The organism is Mesorhizobium sp. LEGMi-168a, assembly GCF_058312955.1.
The window spans coordinates 172106-190398 of record NZ_JBZEGV010000010.1; the positions used below are offsets into that span (position 1 = coordinate 172106).

Annotated in this window: 20 protein-coding genes; 11 read left to right on the top strand and 9 right to left on the bottom strand. The window is 63.3% G+C overall.

Annotated elements, in window-relative coordinates:
• The first annotated feature begins 3 nt into the window (after positions 1 to 3).
• Together AC4FWB_RS16100 and AC4FWB_RS16105 are read left to right on the top strand one after the other, a co-directional pair.
• Entirely contained in the window at positions 4 to 1047 is a 1044-nt protein-coding gene (locus AC4FWB_RS16100; RefSeq protein WP_491027189.1) for an NAD(P)-dependent alcohol dehydrogenase, read from the top strand.
• 74 nt (positions 1048 to 1121) lie between these two features.
• Entirely contained in the window at positions 1122 to 1811 is a 690-nt protein-coding gene (locus tag AC4FWB_RS16105; protein WP_491027190.1) for an aquaporin, read from the top strand.
• 88 nt (positions 1812 to 1899) lie between these two features.
• Here AC4FWB_RS16105 and AC4FWB_RS16110 read toward each other — a convergent pair whose 3' ends face one another.
• Both AC4FWB_RS16110 and AC4FWB_RS16115 read right to left on the bottom strand, forming a co-directional pair.
• Positions 1900 to 3978: a sigma-54-dependent Fis family transcriptional regulator gene (locus tag AC4FWB_RS16110; protein WP_491027192.1), complete on the bottom strand. Its 2079-nt coding sequence runs from the start codon at positions 3976 to 3978 to the stop codon at positions 1900 to 1902.
• A 97-nt stretch (positions 3979 to 4075) separates the two neighbouring features.
• Complete coding sequence (locus tag AC4FWB_RS16115; protein ID WP_491027193.1) at positions 4076 to 4549, bottom strand: hypothetical protein; 474 nt, start codon at positions 4547 to 4549, stop codon at positions 4076 to 4078.
• A 305-nt stretch (positions 4550 to 4854) separates the two neighbouring features.
• Between AC4FWB_RS16115 and AC4FWB_RS16120 the strand changes: the two genes are divergently transcribed.
• Together AC4FWB_RS16120 and AC4FWB_RS16125 are read left to right on the top strand one after the other, a co-directional pair.
• Complete coding sequence (locus AC4FWB_RS16120; RefSeq protein ID WP_491027195.1) at positions 4855 to 5760, top strand: tyrosine-type recombinase/integrase; 906 nt, start codon at positions 4855 to 4857, stop codon at positions 5758 to 5760.
• Between the two features lie 4 nt (positions 5761 to 5764).
• Positions 5765 to 6958: an IS91 family transposase gene (locus tag AC4FWB_RS16125; RefSeq protein ID WP_491027197.1), complete on the top strand. Its 1194-nt coding sequence runs from the start codon at positions 5765 to 5767 to the stop codon at positions 6956 to 6958.
• Positions 6959 to 7334: 376 nt separating this feature from the next.
• Here AC4FWB_RS16125 and AC4FWB_RS16130 read toward each other — a convergent pair whose 3' ends face one another.
• The 6 genes from AC4FWB_RS16130 to AC4FWB_RS16155 form a co-directional block, all read right to left on the bottom strand.
• Entirely contained in the window at positions 7335 to 8042 is a 708-nt protein-coding gene (locus tag AC4FWB_RS16130; RefSeq protein WP_491027198.1) for an NAD(P)H-dependent oxidoreductase, read from the bottom strand.
• Between the two features lie 27 nt (positions 8043 to 8069).
• Positions 8070 to 8546 (bottom strand): DoxX family protein, encoded by a 477-nt coding sequence (locus tag AC4FWB_RS16135; RefSeq protein WP_491027199.1) that lies wholly within the window; start codon positions 8544 to 8546, stop codon positions 8070 to 8072.
• A gap of 11 nt (positions 8547 to 8557) precedes the next feature.
• Positions 8558 to 9343: an HvfC/BufC family peptide modification chaperone gene (locus AC4FWB_RS16140; RefSeq protein ID WP_491027200.1), complete on the bottom strand. Its 786-nt coding sequence runs from the start codon at positions 9341 to 9343 to the stop codon at positions 8558 to 8560.
• The gene (bufB, locus tag AC4FWB_RS16145; protein ID WP_491027202.1) at positions 9330 to 10364 is read right to left on the bottom strand and encodes an MNIO family bufferin maturase; all 1035 of its coding nucleotides are present in this window, start codon (positions 10362 to 10364) and stop codon (positions 9330 to 9332) included. Before bufB ends, AC4FWB_RS16140 begins: the two co-directional genes overlap by 14 nt.
• A 45-nt stretch (positions 10365 to 10409) precedes the next feature.
• Positions 10410 to 10679 (bottom strand): BufA1 family periplasmic bufferin-type metallophore, encoded by a 270-nt coding sequence (locus tag AC4FWB_RS16150; protein ID WP_491027203.1) that lies wholly within the window; start codon positions 10677 to 10679, stop codon positions 10410 to 10412.
• 231 nt (positions 10680 to 10910) lie between these two features.
• A complete protein-coding gene (locus tag AC4FWB_RS16155) occupies positions 10911 to 11762 on the bottom strand; it encodes a patatin-like phospholipase family protein (RefSeq protein ID WP_491027205.1) in 852 nt (283 codons plus the stop codon).
• A gap of 461 nt (positions 11763 to 12223) precedes the next feature.
• On the opposite strand from AC4FWB_RS16155, the gene AC4FWB_RS16160 reads away from it, so the two are divergent.
• From AC4FWB_RS16160 to AC4FWB_RS16180, 5 genes are all read left to right on the top strand, one after another.
• Positions 12224 to 12499 (top strand): hypothetical protein, encoded by a 276-nt coding sequence (locus AC4FWB_RS16160; protein ID WP_491027207.1) that lies wholly within the window; start codon positions 12224 to 12226, stop codon positions 12497 to 12499.
• A 167-nt stretch (positions 12500 to 12666) separates the two neighbouring features.
• Entirely contained in the window at positions 12667 to 13581 is a 915-nt protein-coding gene (locus tag AC4FWB_RS16165; RefSeq protein ID WP_491027221.1) for a LysR family transcriptional regulator, read from the top strand.
• A gap of 184 nt (positions 13582 to 13765) precedes the next feature.
• Complete coding sequence (locus tag AC4FWB_RS16170; protein WP_491027208.1) at positions 13766 to 14266, top strand: cupin domain-containing protein; 501 nt, start codon at positions 13766 to 13768, stop codon at positions 14264 to 14266.
• Positions 14267 to 14357: 91 nt separating this feature from the next.
• Positions 14358 to 15560 (top strand): MFS transporter, encoded by a 1203-nt coding sequence (locus tag AC4FWB_RS16175; RefSeq protein ID WP_491027209.1) that lies wholly within the window; start codon positions 14358 to 14360, stop codon positions 15558 to 15560.
• A 43-nt stretch (positions 15561 to 15603) separates the two neighbouring features.
• Positions 15604 to 16068, top strand: coding sequence for a DUF302 domain-containing protein (locus AC4FWB_RS16180; protein WP_491027211.1), 465 nt, complete (start codon positions 15604 to 15606; stop codon positions 16066 to 16068).
• A gap of 65 nt (positions 16069 to 16133) precedes the next feature.
• On the opposite strand, the gene AC4FWB_RS16185 is transcribed toward AC4FWB_RS16180, so the two are convergent.
• Complete coding sequence (locus AC4FWB_RS16185) at positions 16134 to 17051, bottom strand: LysR family transcriptional regulator (RefSeq protein ID WP_491027213.1); 918 nt, start codon at positions 17049 to 17051, stop codon at positions 16134 to 16136.
• Between the two features lie 253 nt (positions 17052 to 17304).
• Between AC4FWB_RS16185 and AC4FWB_RS16190 the strand changes: the two genes are divergently transcribed.
• The gene (locus AC4FWB_RS16190) at positions 17305 to 18087 is read left to right on the top strand and encodes a 3-hydroxybutyrate dehydrogenase (RefSeq protein WP_491027214.1); all 783 of its coding nucleotides are present in this window, start codon (positions 17305 to 17307) and stop codon (positions 18085 to 18087) included.
• 22 nt (positions 18088 to 18109) lie between these two features.
• The coding region (locus tag AC4FWB_RS16195) for a patatin-like phospholipase family protein (protein WP_491027216.1) at positions 18110 to 18293 on the top strand (184 nt) is incomplete at its 3' end.

The window sequence follows — 18293 nt, forward strand, 5'->3', positions numbered from 1 at the left end:
ACGATGAAAGCCGCCAGACTTTACGAATACGACCCGAAAATGAACGTCAAGCTCAAGATCGAGGACGTCGCCGCACCGACGATCACCGCACCGGACGAGGTGATCGTGCGCGTCGGCGCCGCCGGCTTGTGCCGCACCGACCTCCATATCATCGAAGGGGTGTGGAAGCCGACCATGGACCCCGACGGCAGTCTTTTGCCCTACATCATGGGGCACGAAAATGCCGGTTGGGTCGAGGAGGTCGGCAGCGGCGTCAGATCGGTCAAGCGCGGCGATGCCGTGATCTGCCATCCGTTCCGCTCCTGTGGCATCTGCCTCAACTGCCGCCACGGCGAGGACATGTACTGCGACAATGGCCAGTTCCCGGGCCTCGGCATGAATGGCGGCTTCGCCGAATACTTCATCACCAGCGAACGCTCGCTGATCAAGCTCAACGCCAATGTCACGCCGATCGAGGTGGCGCCGCTGGCCGATGCCGGCATAACCGCCTATCGCGCCGCCAAGCGGGCCGCCAAACTCCTGCGACCCGGAAGCTACTGCGTCCTGCTCGGTATCGGCGGGCTCGGTCATATCGCGCTGCAATCGCTGCATGCGATTTCGGGTTGCCGGATAATCGCAGTCGATCGCGAGCCTGCGGCGCGCGTGCTGGCCAAGGATCTTGGCGCCGACTTCGTGCTCGATGGCGGGCCGAATGTCATCGAGGAAGTGAAGGCGATCACCGGCGGCGGCGCCCATGTGGTCATCGACTTCGTCGGCGAGCTCGGCGTCGAGAATATCTGCTGGAAGATGGTGCGCAAGGGCGGCCAGTTGTTCGTCGTCGGTTACGGCGGCGCCGTCAACGTGCCGACGGCGCATCTGGTCATCGAGGAGATCAACATCGGCGGCAGCCTGGTCGGCAACTTCACCGAGCTTGTCGAGCTGATGGAGCTGAACGCCGACGGCAAGGTGAAGATGCACTACACCGAGTACAATCTCGCCAGCATCAACACCGCGCTCGACGACTTCAAGAACCGGCGGTTCACCGGCCGCGGCGTCATCGTGCCCTGAAAAACTCTGGACCGGACGCCGTGCGAAAAGGCGCGGCGTCCGGTCCAGACCATCACAAATCTGGAGAGGAAAAAGTGAACAAATACATCTGTGAATTCGTCGGAACCTTCGCGCTGGTCTTCTTCGGTTGCGCGACGGTTCTCTTCATGCGCGCCGAGGTCGGACTGCTTGGCGTCGCAATGGCCTTTGGACTGGCGGTAATTGCGATGGCTTATTCCATCGGGCCGATTTCAGGCGCGCATCTCAATCCGGCAGTAAGCTTGGGCGTCTTCGTTGCCGGCCGGATGAAACCCGGCGATCTGGTCGGCTACGTCGTGGCGCAATGCGTGGGTGCGATCATCGCGTCGGCCGTGCTCTACGTGATCGCGCAAGGCAAGGGCGCCGGCTATGACGTGGCGGCGAACGGGTTTGCCCAGAACGGCTGGTCGGCTTATTCGGCGACTTCGGCGTTCCTGTTCGAGGCGGTTGCCACGTTCCTGTTCCTGCTGGTGATCCTGCGTGCCACGGCGGAAGGCGGCGCAGGTCCTCTGGCCGGGCTGGCGATCGGGCTGACGCTGGTCATGATCCATCTTGCCGGCATTGCGGTGTCCGGATCTTCGGTCAATCCAGCCCGTTCGCTCGGCCCGGCGCTATTTGCCGGCGGGACGGCGCTGTCGCAGCTCTGGCTCTATATCGTTGCGCCGTGTCTCGGTGCGGCCGCCGCGGGCCTTGCATTGCGCGCCGGCATGGTCGGCGCGGGCGAACCTGCGCCGCAGGCCGCCTGATCAACGCCCTTGCGGCCGGCTCGATCTGCAGGTCGGCATTTCCCTAAACCCATGGCGCAAATGCCATGGGTTTTCTCTTTGCCAGATGTCAGACGAAGCCGCGTCGGATGCCGTATTGCTCGAGCTTGCGATAAAGCGTCGGCCGCGAGATGCCGAGTCTCAGTGCGACCTTGCTGAGGTTCCCGTTCTCCGCGGCAAGCGCGTTCCTGATCGCCTGGCGTTCGGCATCCTCGAACGTGCACACCGGCGCCTCGAGCATGGCCGCGGGATGGTCGCCGTGCATGGTCGCGTCGTTGCGATTGCCGGCGGTGATTTCCCACGGGAGGTCCTGGAGGTCGATGGTGCTGTTTCGCGCCAGGATGTGCAGGCGCTCCATCAGGTTTTTCAGCTCGCGCACGTTGCCCGGCCAGCGATGGGCAAGCAGGGCTTCGAGCGCGCGGCTTGAAAACTGCAGCGGATCGCTGCCGGCCTTGTCTGCGATCTGGCGATTGAAATGCTCGACCAGCAACAGCACGTCCTCGCCACGTTCGCGCAGGGCGGGGACACGGATCGAGACGGCCCCTATGCGGTAGTAGAGGTCGCTGCGGAAGCGCCCGGCCGCGACTTCCTGCTTGAGGTCGCGGTTGGTCGAGGCGACCAGGCGGACGTCCACCGGCCGCCCCCTGCTGTCGCCGATGCGGTGGACGACGCGCTCTTCCAGGACGCGCAACAGGAACGGCTGGATCTCGAGCGGCAATTCGCCGATCTCGTCGAGGCTGAGCACGCCGCCATTGGCCTGCTCGAAAACGCCCGCCTTGCCTTCACGCGAGGCGCCGGTGAAGGCGCCGGCCACGTGGCCGAACAACTCGCTGCCGAACAGCTCCTTGGTGATGGCGCCGCAATTCATGGCGATGAACGGATCATTCTCCGTGCGGCGGCTGCCGGCATGGACTAGCCGCGCGAACAGCTCCTTGCCCACACCCGTCTCACCTTCGATTAGCAGCGATGTTACGCTGCTCGACCGCGCCACGCGGCAGGCGACATCGACAGCGGCCAGCAGCTTTTCGCTTTCGCCGACGATCATCGACGTCGCTGCCTGCAACTGTTTGTTCGCCTCCCTGTTGATCACCGCTACGCCCGAAACGACCGGCGCGGCCGGGAACACCAGTGCAGCGCCGCTGAGATTGCCGTCCAGCTTCAGCGGCGTGACATGGCACGACCGCAGGTGCGCCGGCAGCGCCTTGGCGAGATCGCTGTCGGAGCCGGACGCGGGCAGGTTCATGAGCCAGCGACCGCGGCCCGGCTCCATCGGGCCGTCGGTCATCTCCGTCGTGTCGCCATTGGGCACGTTGTTGCAGAAGATCGCCCGGCCGCGGTGATCGACGATCACCAGGCCGTCTTTTCCGCGGTAGCCGGGTGCGGAGGAAATGAAGGCTTCGAGCAGTCGGGTGCGCTGCTCCTGCTGCTGCTCCGCCAATGCTTTTTCGATCTGCCTGGCGGTGGCGGCGACAAGCGCGGTGTTGTGGGGGCGGAAGATCGGCGAATAGCCCGACAGGTCGACGACGCCGATGATCTTTCCATCCAACGGGTCGCGGATCGGCGCGCCGGCGCAGGTCCAGCCTTTGATGCCGGCGCAGAAATGCTCGGCCGCGTGGACGAAGATCGTTTCGCCGGTCCAGAGCGCGGTGCCGATGCCGTTGGTCCCGACGGCGCCCTCATTCCATTTGCCGCCGATGGCGAGATGAATATCCATGCCATCATGCAGGGTCTTCTTGTCGCCGATGGCTTCGATCAGTACGCCGTCGCTGTCGGCGAGCACCAGCATCGCTCCCGTCCCTTCGAGCAGCGGGCCAAGGGAGGCGAACGGCCGCCGCGCCGCCGAAAGCAGCTCGGCGTTGGCGCGGGTCAGATACTCGATCTCGTCGCGGTTGCTGTTGAGGGGCGCCTCGACGCCCTGCGCGTTGATCCCGCCTGTGGCGCTGCGGTACCAGGAATCGTGAATCAGCGAACGGACCTGGACCGGATCGCGCGCGCATTTCGGCGCGTCGGACAGAAAGTTTTCCCAGGCGCGCATTGTGGCCCGCTCGTCATAGTCGATGGTGTCCAATACCAGTTGTCCGGTGGCCATCGGCGAGCGCGCCGGAAGAACACCGGTCTTCATCTGGGTGGTATCGATCCCGCGTTTCATTCAGTCATCACAGAACCTTTGGGGGCACGGTATTTCTGTATGCTGTCGGGCTTGAGTTTCGCGAGTTATGCGTCACTACGATTGTTCGCGATGTACGCTAGGCGATGCCGAGTTTCACTCCAATGTCGGCGGCAAGCTGCTCTTCGGTGTAGGTGGCCGCGAGCCGGGACCCGTCCAGGCCGGCAAGCGCTTGTGCCAAGCTTTCGTCGACCGGCGAGAAGAAGCCGTTCTGCTTCGTCGCCAGGACAAAGACCTGCTCGCCGCCCCGGTTGCGGATATCGCCGATATGATGGAGCTGGCGGCCTGTATTCCGGTCCACCGAGATCACCCGGCCGTTGATGGTGACGCGGATTGACGGGTCTGCCTCCGCGGCGGCTGGCGAGCCACCGCCGACATGGATGATCAGTCCTTCGGCCTGCGGCTTCTGGCGCGGTTTCTTCGATGCCGAATAGTTGCCGCCGCTGATCTGGTCGGCAAGACGCACAATCGTCGAGCGGTTCTGTTCGATCAGTCGCTTGACCTGAACATCCTCGCGCCGCGGGCCATCCCGCTTGGAGATGATTTCGACCATGAATCCTCCCAGATTCACCCGGCTGCATCGTGCCTGGGTCGCATCTTCTTTTTTGTGACCCTACACGACCTCGGTGAGGTTCGCCATTCGTTCGTTGGCTAGCACAAAAAATCGTGAAGCTGGTAGCAGGCGGCTGCTACAGGTCGCTCAAGGGTCCCGGCACGGACATGACCGCTTTGCGCCGCATGCACGAACCCGCTTCGCGGGAGGGGCGCCTCGTTCTGAGATGGCGCGACAGGCATTGGTCTTGAGCGGGTAGAAGCTGCGATCTGACCATGGAGTTCCTTCAACGAGAGGAACTTGCCATGGATACCCTGTCGACCGATGCACCGATCACGCCGCTTCGCCAGCGCATGCAGCAAGACATGCTCATGCGGGGCCTAGGCTCCCATACCCAGCAGGATTACGTTCGTCACGTCCGGCGCTTCGCAGCCTTCCTCCGGCGCTCTCCCGATACTGCGACGCCCGAGGACATCCGCCGCTTCCAGTTGTATCAGCATGAGAACGGCGTCGGGCCTGCGACCATCAACGGCGCGGTCTCGGCGTTGCGGTTCCTGTTCCTGGTGACGCTGAAGCGGCGGGATCTGGGACGTGTGCTGGTGATCATGCGCCATCCACGCAAGCTGCCGGACGTGCTGAGCGTGGAGGAAGCGGCGCGGCTGCTCGAAGCAGCACCTGGTATCAAGTACAAGGCCGCGCTCGGTGTCGCCTATGGCGCGGGCCTGCGTGTATCGGAGGTCGCGCACCTCAAGGTCGATGACATCGACTCGACACGCATGCTGATCCGCGTCGAACAGGGCAAAGGACGCAAGGATCGCAACGCCATGCTCTCGCCGCAACTCTTGGAACTGCTGCGGCTGTGGTGGCGCGAAGGCAAGCGTCGCGGTGTGATGCTTCCGCATGGCTGGCTCTTCCCGGGGCGCAGTTGCACCGATCCGGTCTCGTCGCGGCAACTCCATCGCGCGGTTCAGGAGGCCGCCGAAGTCGCCGGCATCCGCAAGCGCGTCAGCCCGCATACGCTGCGGCACAGCTTCGCCACCCACCTGCTCGAGCAGGATGTCGACATCCGCGTCATCCAGGTGCTGCTCGGGCACAGCAAGCTCGAAACGACAGCGCTCTACACCAAGGTCTCGACCCGGACGATCCACGCGGTCGCAGGGCCGCTCGACCGGCTGATGGCGCTGATGAAGGATAAGTCGCCCCCCGACTGAACCGGTGCGCGCAGACCTGGAGGTTGCCGACATCTTCCGTGCTACTGGGGCCGCCTACCGGGCCACCCACGCAGGGCACCTGAGCTTACATCAGCTCAAGGTGATGTCGGCGATCGAGAACTGCCGCACCGCAGCCCTTGGCGGGCATGTCGAAGCCTGCGAGGACTGCGGCCAGTGGCGCATCGCCTACAACAGCTGCCGCAACCGGCACTGTCCGAAGTGCCAGGGCGCGGCCGCACGGACATGGCTCGCCGAGCGGGAAGCCGACCTGCTGCCGGTCGGCTACTTCCACGTCGTCTTCACGCTGCCGGCCGAGGTCGCCGACGTCGCCTTCCAGAACAAGGCGCTGGTCTACGACCTGTTGTTCCGCGCGGCATCGGAGACGATGCTGACGATCGCAGCGGACCCCCAGCATCTCGGCGCGCGCATCGGCGTCACTGCCGTGCTCCACACATGGGGCTCGGCAATGACGCACCATCCCCATGTCCACATGATCGTGCCGGGTGGTGGCATCGCGCTCGACGGGACGCGCTGGGTATCGTCGCGCCCGGCCTTCCTGCTGCCGGTGCGCGTGCTCGGTAAGCTGTTCCGCCGCCTGTTCCTCACCCGGCTGCTCACGCTGCACGGTGCTGGGCGGCTCGCCTTCTTCGGATCGATGGCGCACCTCGCCGAGCGACGGGCGTTCCTACGCCACCTGGCTCCCGTCAGGAAGAAGCGCTGGGTGGTCTACGCCAAGCCGCCGTTCGCCGGTCCGGAGGCAGTGCTCGCCTATCTGTCGCGCTACACGCACCGGGTCGCGATCTCGAACCGCCGCCTGATCTGCTTCGACGAGAACGGGGTTACCTTCCGCTACAAGGATTATCGTCGCCCTGACGCCGACCGGCAGCAGGTCATGACGCTCGCCACCGACGAGTTCATCCGTCGGTTCCTTCTCCACGTCCTGCCGCGCGGCTTCCATCGCATCCGCCACTACGGCCTGCTCGCGGGCGGCTCTCGCAAAACGAGCCTCGCGCTCGCCCGCGAACTGCTGGCGGCCGCGCCTCCCGTCACGAACGATCCGCCGGTGGAACCGGACGACTTCCGCCCGCCGTGCCCGTGTTGCGGCGGACGCATGATCGTCATCGAGGTGTTCGAACGCTGCAGGCAGCCGCGCGGACCGCCGGGCGCACGGACGACGAACCGGGAGACCGCCCCATGACCCGGCATAGCCCGTTTGGCCACACGACCGCGCTATGCCGGCGCGGGTCAACGGAAACACATGTGCGCTTCGCTGTGGCGCCGGTCTCCCGGTACCCGAACCCCACCGTCGTCATAGCAACAGACTTCTCGACCCGGCCGGAAAGCTGCTTCCTCAACGCGCTGACAGCACCGCGCGCGGACGTTCGCGACAGCCGCTGGCACACCTCGAAACACAAATCCCCATAGCTCACCGCCCGCTGCCCGCGGGTTCCTGCATGAGAGGCTTTCGTACGCCTGACGGCACCCGAAACCCTTCAGCATCTCGGCCGTCAAAGTCAACTTTCCGCTACCTGAAATGGACATTGCCGACGACGGGTGAGTACATGAGGCGTCGATCACGCCGATTTCAAGACATGGTTGTCATCGAAATCCGCGAGCTTTGGATATGCGATCGTCGGCGCATTCGCCAGACCGAGGACGCGTTCCCGATAACGAACGAGGCACGCTTGGCGCTCGCCGTCGCTGATGCGCGCTGGCGCGTGAACGAGGAATGGCTCGATCACTGTGAAGCCGACGAAGTAGAGCATCCCGTGATTGATTGGAAACAGGATTGAAGCAATTGGGCCGTTCAGCCCGTGACCGGAATAGATCGGCGGTGGACCGCCGATTGTGACCGAACACATCGCGCGCTTTCCTGCGAAGACGCCGCGGTCATACCATTTGCCGCCGCCATAGATGCGGCCTCCCGACGCGAATACCCGGTCGACCCAGCCCTTGAGGATCGCCGGCAGCCCGAACCACCAGAGCGGAAACTGTAGGATCAAGACATCGCACCAGAAGAGTTTGTCCATCTCGGCTTGGATGTCTGGAGCGAAACCATCATGGGCAGCCGCATTCGCTTCCTCGGCCTGCTGACGGTAGAAGTTCACATCGAGTGTGGTCGTGAAGTTGCGGCGGTCCGATACCGGATTGAACCCCATGGCGTAGAGATCTGAGACAACCACTTCGTGCCCCGAAGCGGACAGAGCTTCCTGCGCTGCGCGGGTCAGGGCGCCATTGAAGCTGTTGGGCTCGGGATGGGCGTGAACGATGAAGATGCGCATCGTGCTTTTTCCACCCGGTCGAAATGCTCACTTTCTGGGTGCCGAAAAGGTTCGCTCGGCGAGATAGTCGAGCGAGAAAACACCTGCGCCGCGTGCCAGCACCAGAAGCAGCAACGAAGCCCAGAGCAGATGCTCCGCCCAGTTCTCCGGATAGACGAAGACCTGGATGACAGAGACGACACCCAGCAGCATCAGCGCACCGAGACGCGAGAACAGCCCTAAGAAAAGCAGCACCGAGCCGGTGATTTCGGCCGTCGTCGCCAGCGGCGCTGCGATCGACGGATCGATGAACGGCAAATTGTATTCGTTGGCGAACAGCTGCAGCGTCACCGGCCAGGACGCCAGCTTGCTCTGCGCCGATTGCCAGAAGACATGGGCCACCGCCACACGAGCCACGAGCTGAATCAGCGAGAATGGGATGTGTTCGAGCAATTTGATCACACGTCTATAGAAACCGACCAAACCCGCTTGGCTCGTCGAGGGATGTTCTGAAATTGCGGTCATGACTGTCTCCATCAGTTTGAGAGGGGAGGTACGGTGATGCGCACGTTTGTGACGAGCCCGTCGGCGAACAGGCGCACGAGCGCGGACACGAGGTCGAAGTTCGGTTCGAGCGCATGCGCTCGGCTAGCAGCATGTTCAAGGCCGAGGCCATGCTTGAGAGAATGGCGGAAGGCGAAGTCTGCGCGGTCGAGAAGGATCAGGCGAACGCTGTTCCCGGCCCGCCACAACGCCACGCGTTCGGGGCGTCTCGTCATAGTGCAATGCCGGTCGAGCGCTGTGCCCTGCTGGTGCGCCGTCCACACCGACAGGATCGACCAGTGTGAAACGATCAGCCTGAGCGATGGTTGTAGCAGTATTTCGGGTGAAGGCCCCAGGTCGGTTTTGTCATAGTCCGCAAGCGCGCGGGGTTGCAGCGAAGCCGTATCGAGCGCCTCGGCGATGGCCCATTCGAGCCGCGCCGTTTCGGCGACGATCGGCATGTCGGACAGCGTCTCGATCGTCTTGAGGAAACGGGGGAAGCCGGCGCCATAGCGCGCCAGGCGCGATTCAACCGGCGGATGGCGTCGAATGAACTCGCTCGCCACGTAACGGAAGAAGCGTTCGTCCACCAGGCGAACGGTCACTGGAAAGACCGCCATCAGCACCGCGGTCAGCGAACTGCGTGTGTTGTTCTGGTAGATGCGCAGGCGAGCCAGTGGATCGGCCTTGCCGGCAGTCAGCATTTTCGCGGAGACCATTGGCTCGAGCGCAAGCACGGATCGCGCCATCGTGGTCTGCAGGTGTTCAAGCGGCAGCATGATATTCCTCCTCGATTGACGGCAGCGCCGCGGACATGGAAGGTCTGGCGGCTCTGGCGGCGGCAAACGCTGCAAGCACCGGCATGCTGGTCGTCGTCTCGCCTTCGACGGAAAGGCAGATGGCCGTCGATCGAACTTCGGTCGTTTCGTTGCGTCTCGCCGCCTGCTTGCGGTTGAACATGATCGAAGCGGTCAGCATGTCGGCCCACATCGCTTCACCGAGCAGCACGTCGAGAACGGGAACGTCGGTGTCCCATTCGATCAACGTCGGGCGCGGTCCGAGCTGCTCTATTGCATGCTGGTAGAGCGCCCAGACAACCGGCGGCACGCGTGAGCCATGGTCGTCGATGAGTACGGTATCGGCCCCAACCTGATTGGTCGCATGGCCGGCGAGATGGATCTCGCCGATCGCCTGTTCCGGCAGAGCGTCGATAAATGCCTTGGCGTCATACTGCAAATTGTGCGCCGAGACCTGAACGTTATTGACGTCCAGCAGCAGACCGCAGCCGGTCCGCGCCACGAGCTCCGCCAGGAACTCGGCCTCACTCATCGAGGAGTCCGCAAAGGCCAGATAGGCCGACAGGTTCTCGATGAGCACGCGCCGCTTCAGCGTGTCCTGGACGGTCTCGACATTGCGGGCAACGATCGCGAGCGCTTCTTCGTCATAACGCAGCGGCAAGAGGTCGTTGAGATAGGCGCCGGCGGCAACGCTCCAGGCGAGATGCTCGGAGACCAGATCTGGCTGGAAGCGGTCGCAGACCTTGCGCAGCCTTTCCAGATGATCGCGGTCCAAGCCGTTTGCGCTGCCCAGCGAAAGGCCGACGCCATGTACCGACAGCGGATAGATCTGGCGCAGCTTCTCCAGCGCCTCGACGCCGGAGCCGTCTCCCATATAGTTCTCGGCGTGGACCTCGAGCCAGCCGGCGGAAGGCCGCCGCGTCATCATCTCAGCGATGTGAGGCGAGCGAAGACCGATGCCCGCCGATGCGGGGATCGCGAGAGGCGAAAACATTGTGGACATCGGTCTCCTCGGTTCTGGTCCGGTTGGCTCGGGGTGGAAATTGGCTCAGACCTTGGGCTTGGCGCTGCCGCCCGCGATCTTGGCGCAGCTGCCGGCGGGCACGTAGAGCCAGGAATCCGGCTGGTTGTCGGCGGTCGCGGTGCCGGCGCACGAATGCGTCGCGGTCTGGCAGTCGTTCTGGCCCGCCTTGACCACGCCGTAGCACTTCTCGAAGGCGAAGCTGGGCTTGGCGGCGGGACCGCTGTAGGCCGCTGTCGCGGCAAGCGAAGTGGCGGCCGCAAGGGCCGATCCGATGAGGGTCTTGGTGTTGATCACAGACTTGTCTCCTGGTTGCGTTTCGAGAGGAAAGACCGGCCTTGCGGCCTGTCTGCGAGCAGTGTCCTCGATCGGGAGGCCGAGCTGAAATGCTGTCTCGGCATGGATTTGATACGCGGTCACTATGTTGAAGAACCTCACGCAAAAAGCCCTCCGGCGGGGAGACCGGAGGGCTTTGCGCCTGCATTCGGGAGTATGCGAAGCAGGCACGGCCAGGCGGGAGGGAGGCGCCTAGATGTATCGTCTTGCGCGGTCAGTGGTTGGGCAATCTTTCACGCCAAGGAAGTCGGCCAGAAGCCAATCTCCCGCTCTTTGTCGTCCTCGGTCACGCATGTCGGTCAGCTCGCCCCAGTCGATCCAGGGCCTCAGCAGCAGCCCTGCGCCGGCTCGGCGCTGACCGTCATAGATGGTGTGAGCCTGCGTGCACGTCATCGTGCAATCGGCGCCGGGTTGGCGGTCTGCACATGATGTCGCGCGCATCGGCGGTTGGCCGGCGACGATCAGCCGGCGGCCGGCTTCAGCCGACGGTGGGGGCAATGCCGAAACATCACCGTCGCCCCAGTAAAAATCGCCGTCGATCTCCACGGCCGGAAACAGGAACGGAACAGTGGCAGCCGCCACGATCGCATTGATCGTCAATTGGTCGCCGGTAAAGACCTTCAAAGCGTCGGTGCGGGCATTGGCGGCCAGGATACTAAGTTTCACCGTGCAGCGTCCGTTGCGGATTTGCTCGATGTCGATCGACTGGTTCAGTATCGATCGAAGCAGGTCGGTCCTGTCGGCGGTGAGCATCGAGGCGTGGCTGACGCGTCGCCAGAAGTTGGTGAGCGCTATTCGTGCGCCGCGCCGACCGCCCAGGCCGAGGCCGTAAACCAGCACCGCCGCTTCCACGGCCGCGAAGCCGGATGCGGTTACGGTGTCGAAGGCAAAGGCCGGCTCATCAAGCAGGCGATCGAGCACGCCCCAGGCGAACGCACCATGCGCGTCGCTTGCCAGGACGACGTCGATCGTCCGGTCTTGCGCACTAAGATCCGTCACTGAAATGGTGGCTTGGTCTGTTCTTATTGGGGACTGGGCAAGCATGGTTTGGTCTCCATCCCAAGATCGTCGACAAGGCGACTGGAGAGAGACTGCCGCATCTTCTTGTTCAGCCGAAATGCCAAGGTGGCATGAAGTCCATAGGCAGATTGCATTGGCTGCCGGTCTTCGCCCGCCGCACTCTCCACCCTGATCAGGCCAAGCTCTGCACCGTCGCCAGAACCACGGCCCAGACCGGAGGTGAATGATGAGAAGACAACTCGCCTGTGTGGCTGCGCTTGCAATTAGTCTTGGTGCGAGCCCAGCGTCAGCTAACCCGTTCAGTGACCTCGCCGCATTGCCGACGTTCTATAGGGACGCAACGATGAAGACGATGAAACCGATGGCTGGGTTCAAGAAGGCTTGGTTCGCTCTGTCAAAGCATGACCGGGTCAAGATGACGAAGGCGTGCAACGACCCGGCGGTGAGTAAGCCCCACGCCCAATTCTGCGCAGAAGGACATCACTATGAATATCAAAGCTATCTGCCTCGGCGCCTTTGCACTTTCCATGCTCGGCGGCGTTGCATTCGCCGGCGTGCTTGACGAGCCGTCCAACATGCAGCCCTTCTTCACCGATTCCGGTATGCAGACGATGAAGTCGAGCGCCGATTTCGAAGTCGCGTGGAAAGCCGTGCCGAAGGCGACGCAGAATACGATGATGAAGGAATGCAACGACGCCGCCATGAGCAAGCCGCATGCTCAGTTCTGCGCCCAGCTCTTTGCGCTCGGCCATCACAGCTGACACTTCACGGCGACCAGATCCTGGACGCTTAGATGGCGGGCCTTGGCCCGCCATCTGTCATGACGAAAGGCTATCGACTCTATAGCTCCCCTGCATTGGCGTGATGGAATGCTTTGCGGCAGGGTTCGAGCGTGCACATGCATCTCTTCAGCTCGGGGATCAGCCGCATGGACATCCATCACATCCGCTACTTCCTTGCCGTGTGCGAGACGCGAAATTTCACGCGCGCCGGCGAAAAGTGCAATGTCACCCAGCCGGCGCTGTCGCGCGCGATCCAGCAGCTGGAGGATGAGGTCGGCGGCCTGCTGTTCCGCCGCGAGCGGAACCTCACCCATCTTACCGATCTGGGCGCTTTGCTTCGCCCGCGGTTTCAGCAGATCCTCGACGAGGTGACCGGCGTTCGGCAGGAAGCGTCCAAATTCCTCTGCCTGGAAAACGCCAACCTCAAGGTTGGCGTCATGTGCACCATCGGTCCGCGCCGCTTCACCGGCCTGCTGGCCGATTTCAACCGGCGCCAGCAAGGCATCCAGCTGCAGTTGGTTGAGGGTGTGCCGGCTTCACTCTCGCAGCTGCTTGAAGCCGGCGAGATCGACGTCGCCATCATGGCGTCCAGCAACGCTTTTCCGGAACGCTTCGACGTCACGCCGCTCTATCGCGAGCGCTTCGTTCTGGCTTTCCCCAATGGCCACCGGCTGGCCCGCAACGACAATGTTGCCATCTCCGAGCTCGATGGCGAGAACTATCTTAGGCGGCTGAATTGCGAGTATCGCGATCACCTCGCCGGTCTCTGCAACGACCGCGGCGTGAAGCTCAGGATCTCCTACGCCAGCGAGCGCGAAGACTGGATCCAGAACATGGTCTCCGGCGGGCTCGGGATCTGTTTCATCCCGGAATTCAGCGCCGTTATCCCGGGTCTGCAAATCAGGCCCGTCATCGATCCTGAGGTTTGGCGGGAGGTCTCGCTGGTCGTCGTGGCGGGCCGCCGGTTCTCGCCGGCGACGTCGACATTCGTGAACAGTGTCAGGGCGCACAGCTGGCCGGAAAGCGGCATCGATCTGTCGACCAGGAAAACGGCCGCATAGCAAATCGAAGTGAAGGCCCAACGCCGCGATAAATGTCGACGACGGTCGCGCTGGTACGATGATCAACGATAGTTTTCAGGTATCGATTTAAGAGCCAGTCAGCATTTCTCTTTCCTCGAGGCTCCCGTCACTCTCCTCTCATGCCCCGCCACCGCGATTGGGCACCGACAAAGGAGAAATAGACATGGCTTCCAAGACTATTGCATTGCCTATGCCGCTGAAGCTGGCGCTGACGCTCGGACTTCTTACAGCGACCGCAGCGTTTTCCGTGGCCCCGGTTTTCGCCGGCGACTGCCCTGCCGGCCAGGCTGCAACGACCGACATCCAGGAGCATCCCAGCAAGCCGGTCGGGGTTACCGACACGGTTCTCTCGGCGATCGATCTGAGCAGCAAGGGCGAAGCCTGGAAAGGCAACATGCTGCGCCTGCGCAAGCTGGTCGTTCAGCCCGGCGGCGTCGTGCCGTGGCACGAGCACAATGTCCGCCCGGCCAACATCATCGTCGTCGAAGGCTCGATTACTGAATATGCCAGCACCTGCAAGGTCGGCATCGAACATCCGGCCGGCGACGTAACGGCCGAATTCGGCCAACTCGCCCACTGGTGGAAGAACAACGGCAAGGTTCCCGCCGTCCTCTATTCCGCCGACGTCCTGCCGCCCGCGATGCATGACGATCACATGATGTGAGCCGCGCGTCGCGGTGAGCGGATCCCAGCATCAGCAACCAAAAGCGCGTCCTCGGGCGATCACCCGGGGACGTGTGGCCACGGAGCCTGTCATGACGACCAGTGAACGTACCGAACCGACGCGGCTCCGCATGGTGGCCGCGGACGGCTGGCGTTTCGGCCTAATTGCCCTGATCGCCTTTCTGACGCTGGTCGATCTGTTCGCCACCCAGGCCATCCTGCCTTCGCTGGTGAAAAAATTCGGCGTCAGCCGCGCGACCATGGGCTTCGCCGTCAATGCCAGCACGTTCGGTATGGCGGTGGCCGGTATCGCCGTCGCGCTCTTCGGGCGCGGCATCGATCGCCGCAACGGCATCTGGATCAGCCTGGCCATTTTGGCGATCCCGACGACGATGCTTTCGCAGACCGACAATATTGTCGTTTTCGCCCTGCTGCGTGTGGCGCAAGGCCTGTGCATGTCGACCGCCTTCACGCTGACGATGGCGTACCTCGCCGAGCATTTTTCCGCGCGGCAGACGACCAGCGCGCTCGCGGCCTATGTGACGGGCAATGTCGCCAGCAATTTTTTCGGCCGGCTGATGTCGGCCGCCGTCGCCGACACGTTCGGCATCTCGACCAACTTTCTGACCTTCGCCGCCCTCAATCTGTCTGGCGCCGCTCTTGTCTGGTTCACGCTGCAGAAGACATCGGCGATGATGCGCGCCGATGCGACTGGCGGGACGGCCCGCGCGGCCTGGAAGGCTCCGCTGCAAAACGCCGAGCTGCGCGCCTGCTTCGCGATCGGCTGCCTGATCCTGTTTGTCTTCATCGGCACCTTCACCTATGTGAATTTCCAGCTCGTCGCGGTGCCGCTGTCGCTGTCGCCGATGGCCTTGGGCGCGGTCTATTTCGTCTTCCTGCCCTCGATGCTGACCACGCCGCTGGCCGGGCGTGTCGCGGCAAGTCTCGGTCCGAGGGGAGGGATCGGAGCAACGCTTGGGCTGGCGATCGGCGGACTGTTCTTGCTGCTCGCTTCTAGCCTTCCCGTCGTCCTTGCAGGGATGGCGCTGGTCGCCATAGGCACCTTCCTGGCGCAGGCAATAGCCACCGGCCACGTCAGCCGGACCGCCTCGCGCGTTCGCGCCGCCGCAAGCGGCATCTACCTTGCATCCTACTATGCGGGCGGGCTCGCCGGCAGCTTCGTCATCGGACAGCTCTACGACCGCATCGGGTGGACCGCATGTGTGGGTGTGCTCGCCGCGGTTCTCGCCGGCGCGATCGCGATCGCGCGCGTGCTGCAGACGCCAAGGACCTGAGATCGTCAAAACCGGAAATTTGCTATCCAACAAGGAGACTGACATGGCCAACCACCTGAAGACCCTGATCGCTGGCGCCGCCGTGCTGATGGCGCTTGCCCTCCCGACCGCCGCCTCGGACGGCGTCGTCACCGTAAAGAGCGACTATTCCGTCGCCGAGACCGTCGCCCGCATCAAGAAGGACGTCCTCAAGAAAGGCATCAAGTTTTTCGGCGTCATCGACCAGGCGCAGCTTGGCAAGAATACCGGCAACGATGTCAGGCCGTCGCGGCTGGTGATGTTCGGCAATCCGGCGCTTGGCACGACCTTCATCACCTCCAATCCGGAAGCCGGTCTGGACTGGCCGGTGCGGGTGCTGGTCTACCAGACCGCGGATGGTTCCGTTTACGCCGCCTACAGCGATTTCGACTGGATCGCCAAACGGCATGGCATCACCGACCGCGCCGCGCAGTTCAAGATGGCGACCGAGGTCATTCAGTCCGTGACCTCGACGGTCAGAAAGAACTGAGCGCGGGACATGTGCCGGAGATCCGCCGCCTGGGCGTGCGGGCCAGATTGCTTCACTTGGCCAGGCTATTCGGCGGCTGCTGCGGACAACGCCTTCGCCCGCTGGCCGAACCATTTCTTCTGCGTCGCCTCGCGCACCAGCGCGCCGACCGCGGGCGAATGCCTCCGGCCGCGCACGGTGACGAGATTGACCTCGCGCCAGAATTCCGGCTCGGTGATCGGCAGGGGCACCACGCCGGGATGCTTGGCCGTATGCTCGGGCATGAAGCCGAAACCGAGCCCGGCAGCGATCATCGCCAGTGTCCAGTCGTCGCGGTCGCTCCAGTAAACCGGGCTGACTGTGACCCCTTGCTCGGCGAGGATGGCGTCCGCGTAGCCTGCGAACTCGCAATTGTTGCGGTGGATGTAGCTTTCGTTGCTCATATCCCTCACCCGCACCACGCGCTGGTTGGCGAGGCGATGGGCCAGGTGAACAGCCATCACCATCTGCTCCTGAAACAGCGGCAGCGAGTGCACTTCTTCGTCGGGCACGTCAGAGGGCAACGCGTAGATGGCGGCCTCGAGGTCGCCCTCGAGCAGCCTTCGCCTCAGGCTGACGGCATCGGCATCGCAAAGATGCAGCTCGACGCCAGGGTGATGCGCGCGCACGGCCGCGATGAGTTCGATGATCTCGTCCGGGGCGATCGTGCTCATGATGCCGACCCTGAGCGGCATCTTTTTCAGGTTCACATATTGCTCGGCGATCTGCTTTGCCTGGCGAGAATTCTCGAAGACACCCGCGAGATAGGTTTCGACCATGCGGCCGAGCTCGGTGAGATGGGTGAAGCGGCGCTCGCGGTGGAACAGCGCACCGCCGAATTCATCTTCCAGGAGCTTGATGGCGCGCGACAGCGCGGGCTGCGTGACATTGCACTGCTCGGCCGCCCTGGTGAAATTCAGCTCCTTGGCGACGGCCAAGAAGTATCTGACCTGGCTGATCTCCACTGCACGCTCCCCTTCGGACGCGCATACGGCACGACCCGCGTTGCCGGGCGATCTTACTAGTTGCCCTTACGTCAAACAACCCGATCGGCCGATCGACATCCATGGCGCGGGGCAACGATCTGACCGTCGGCTATCGAATCCATGTCTCAACGGCATTTCCACGGCTTCGGGCGGCTCGCCATACTGTTCCGCAGATCCAGGGCCGAGCCCTGCAACTCGTTTGCGTCTGCGGCCCAAACACAAGGAAACGACGATGCTCAGTGGCAAGACAGCACTCATCACCGGTTCGACCAGCGGCATCGGCCAAGGCATCGCCGAAGCCTTCGCGGCCAAAGGCTGCAACATCGTTCTGAATGGCTTCGGCGATACCGCCGAAATCGAGCTGTTGCGGTCGAGGCTCGCCGCCGACCATGGGGTCACCGTCCGCTACGACAATGCCGACATGAGCAAGGGCGGCGCGATCACCGCCATGATGGACAAGGCCATCGCTGAGTTCGGCGCCGTCGACATCCTGGTCAACAATGCAGGCATCCAGCATGTCGCGCCGATCGACGACTTCCCGATCGAGAAATGGGAAGCTGTCGTGGCGATCGATCTGATGTCGTCGTTCTATACAATCCGGCGCGCCCTGCAGGCGATGAAGGCGCGCAAATGGGGTCGCATCATCAACGTCGCTTCGGCGCACGCGCTGGTCGCTTCCCCCTACAAATCCGCCTATGTCGCCGCGAAGCATGGGGTGGCCGGCTTGACGAAGACCGTCGCGCTGGAAGTGGCCGAGCAGGGCATCACGGTCAACGCAGTTTGCCCCGGCTACGTGCTCACCCCGCTGGTCGAGAAGCAGATTCCGGATACGGCCAAGGCCCGCGGGATCACCGAGCAGCAGGTGATCAAGGATGTGCTGTTGGCTGCGCAGCCGACCAAGCAGTTCGTGACGGTAGAGCAGGTTGCCGCGCTCTGCCTGTTCCTGGCCTCGGACGAAGCGGCTTCTATCACCGGCGCCATCATGCCGATCGAAGGCGGTTGGACCGCTCACTAGGTCCGGCAGAGGAGCGAAAGCCATGAACAAGATCACGCGCAACCCGCCAGTGTCCGAGCCGGTACTTCAGGCCGGCCCCCAGGGTGAGTCCAAACGCCAGACCGTCCTTGTCCTTCAAGGCGGTGGCGCGCTCGGCGCCTATCAGGCCGGCGTCTATCAGGCGCTTGTCGAAGGCGGCATCGAACCGGATTGGGTCATCGGCACGT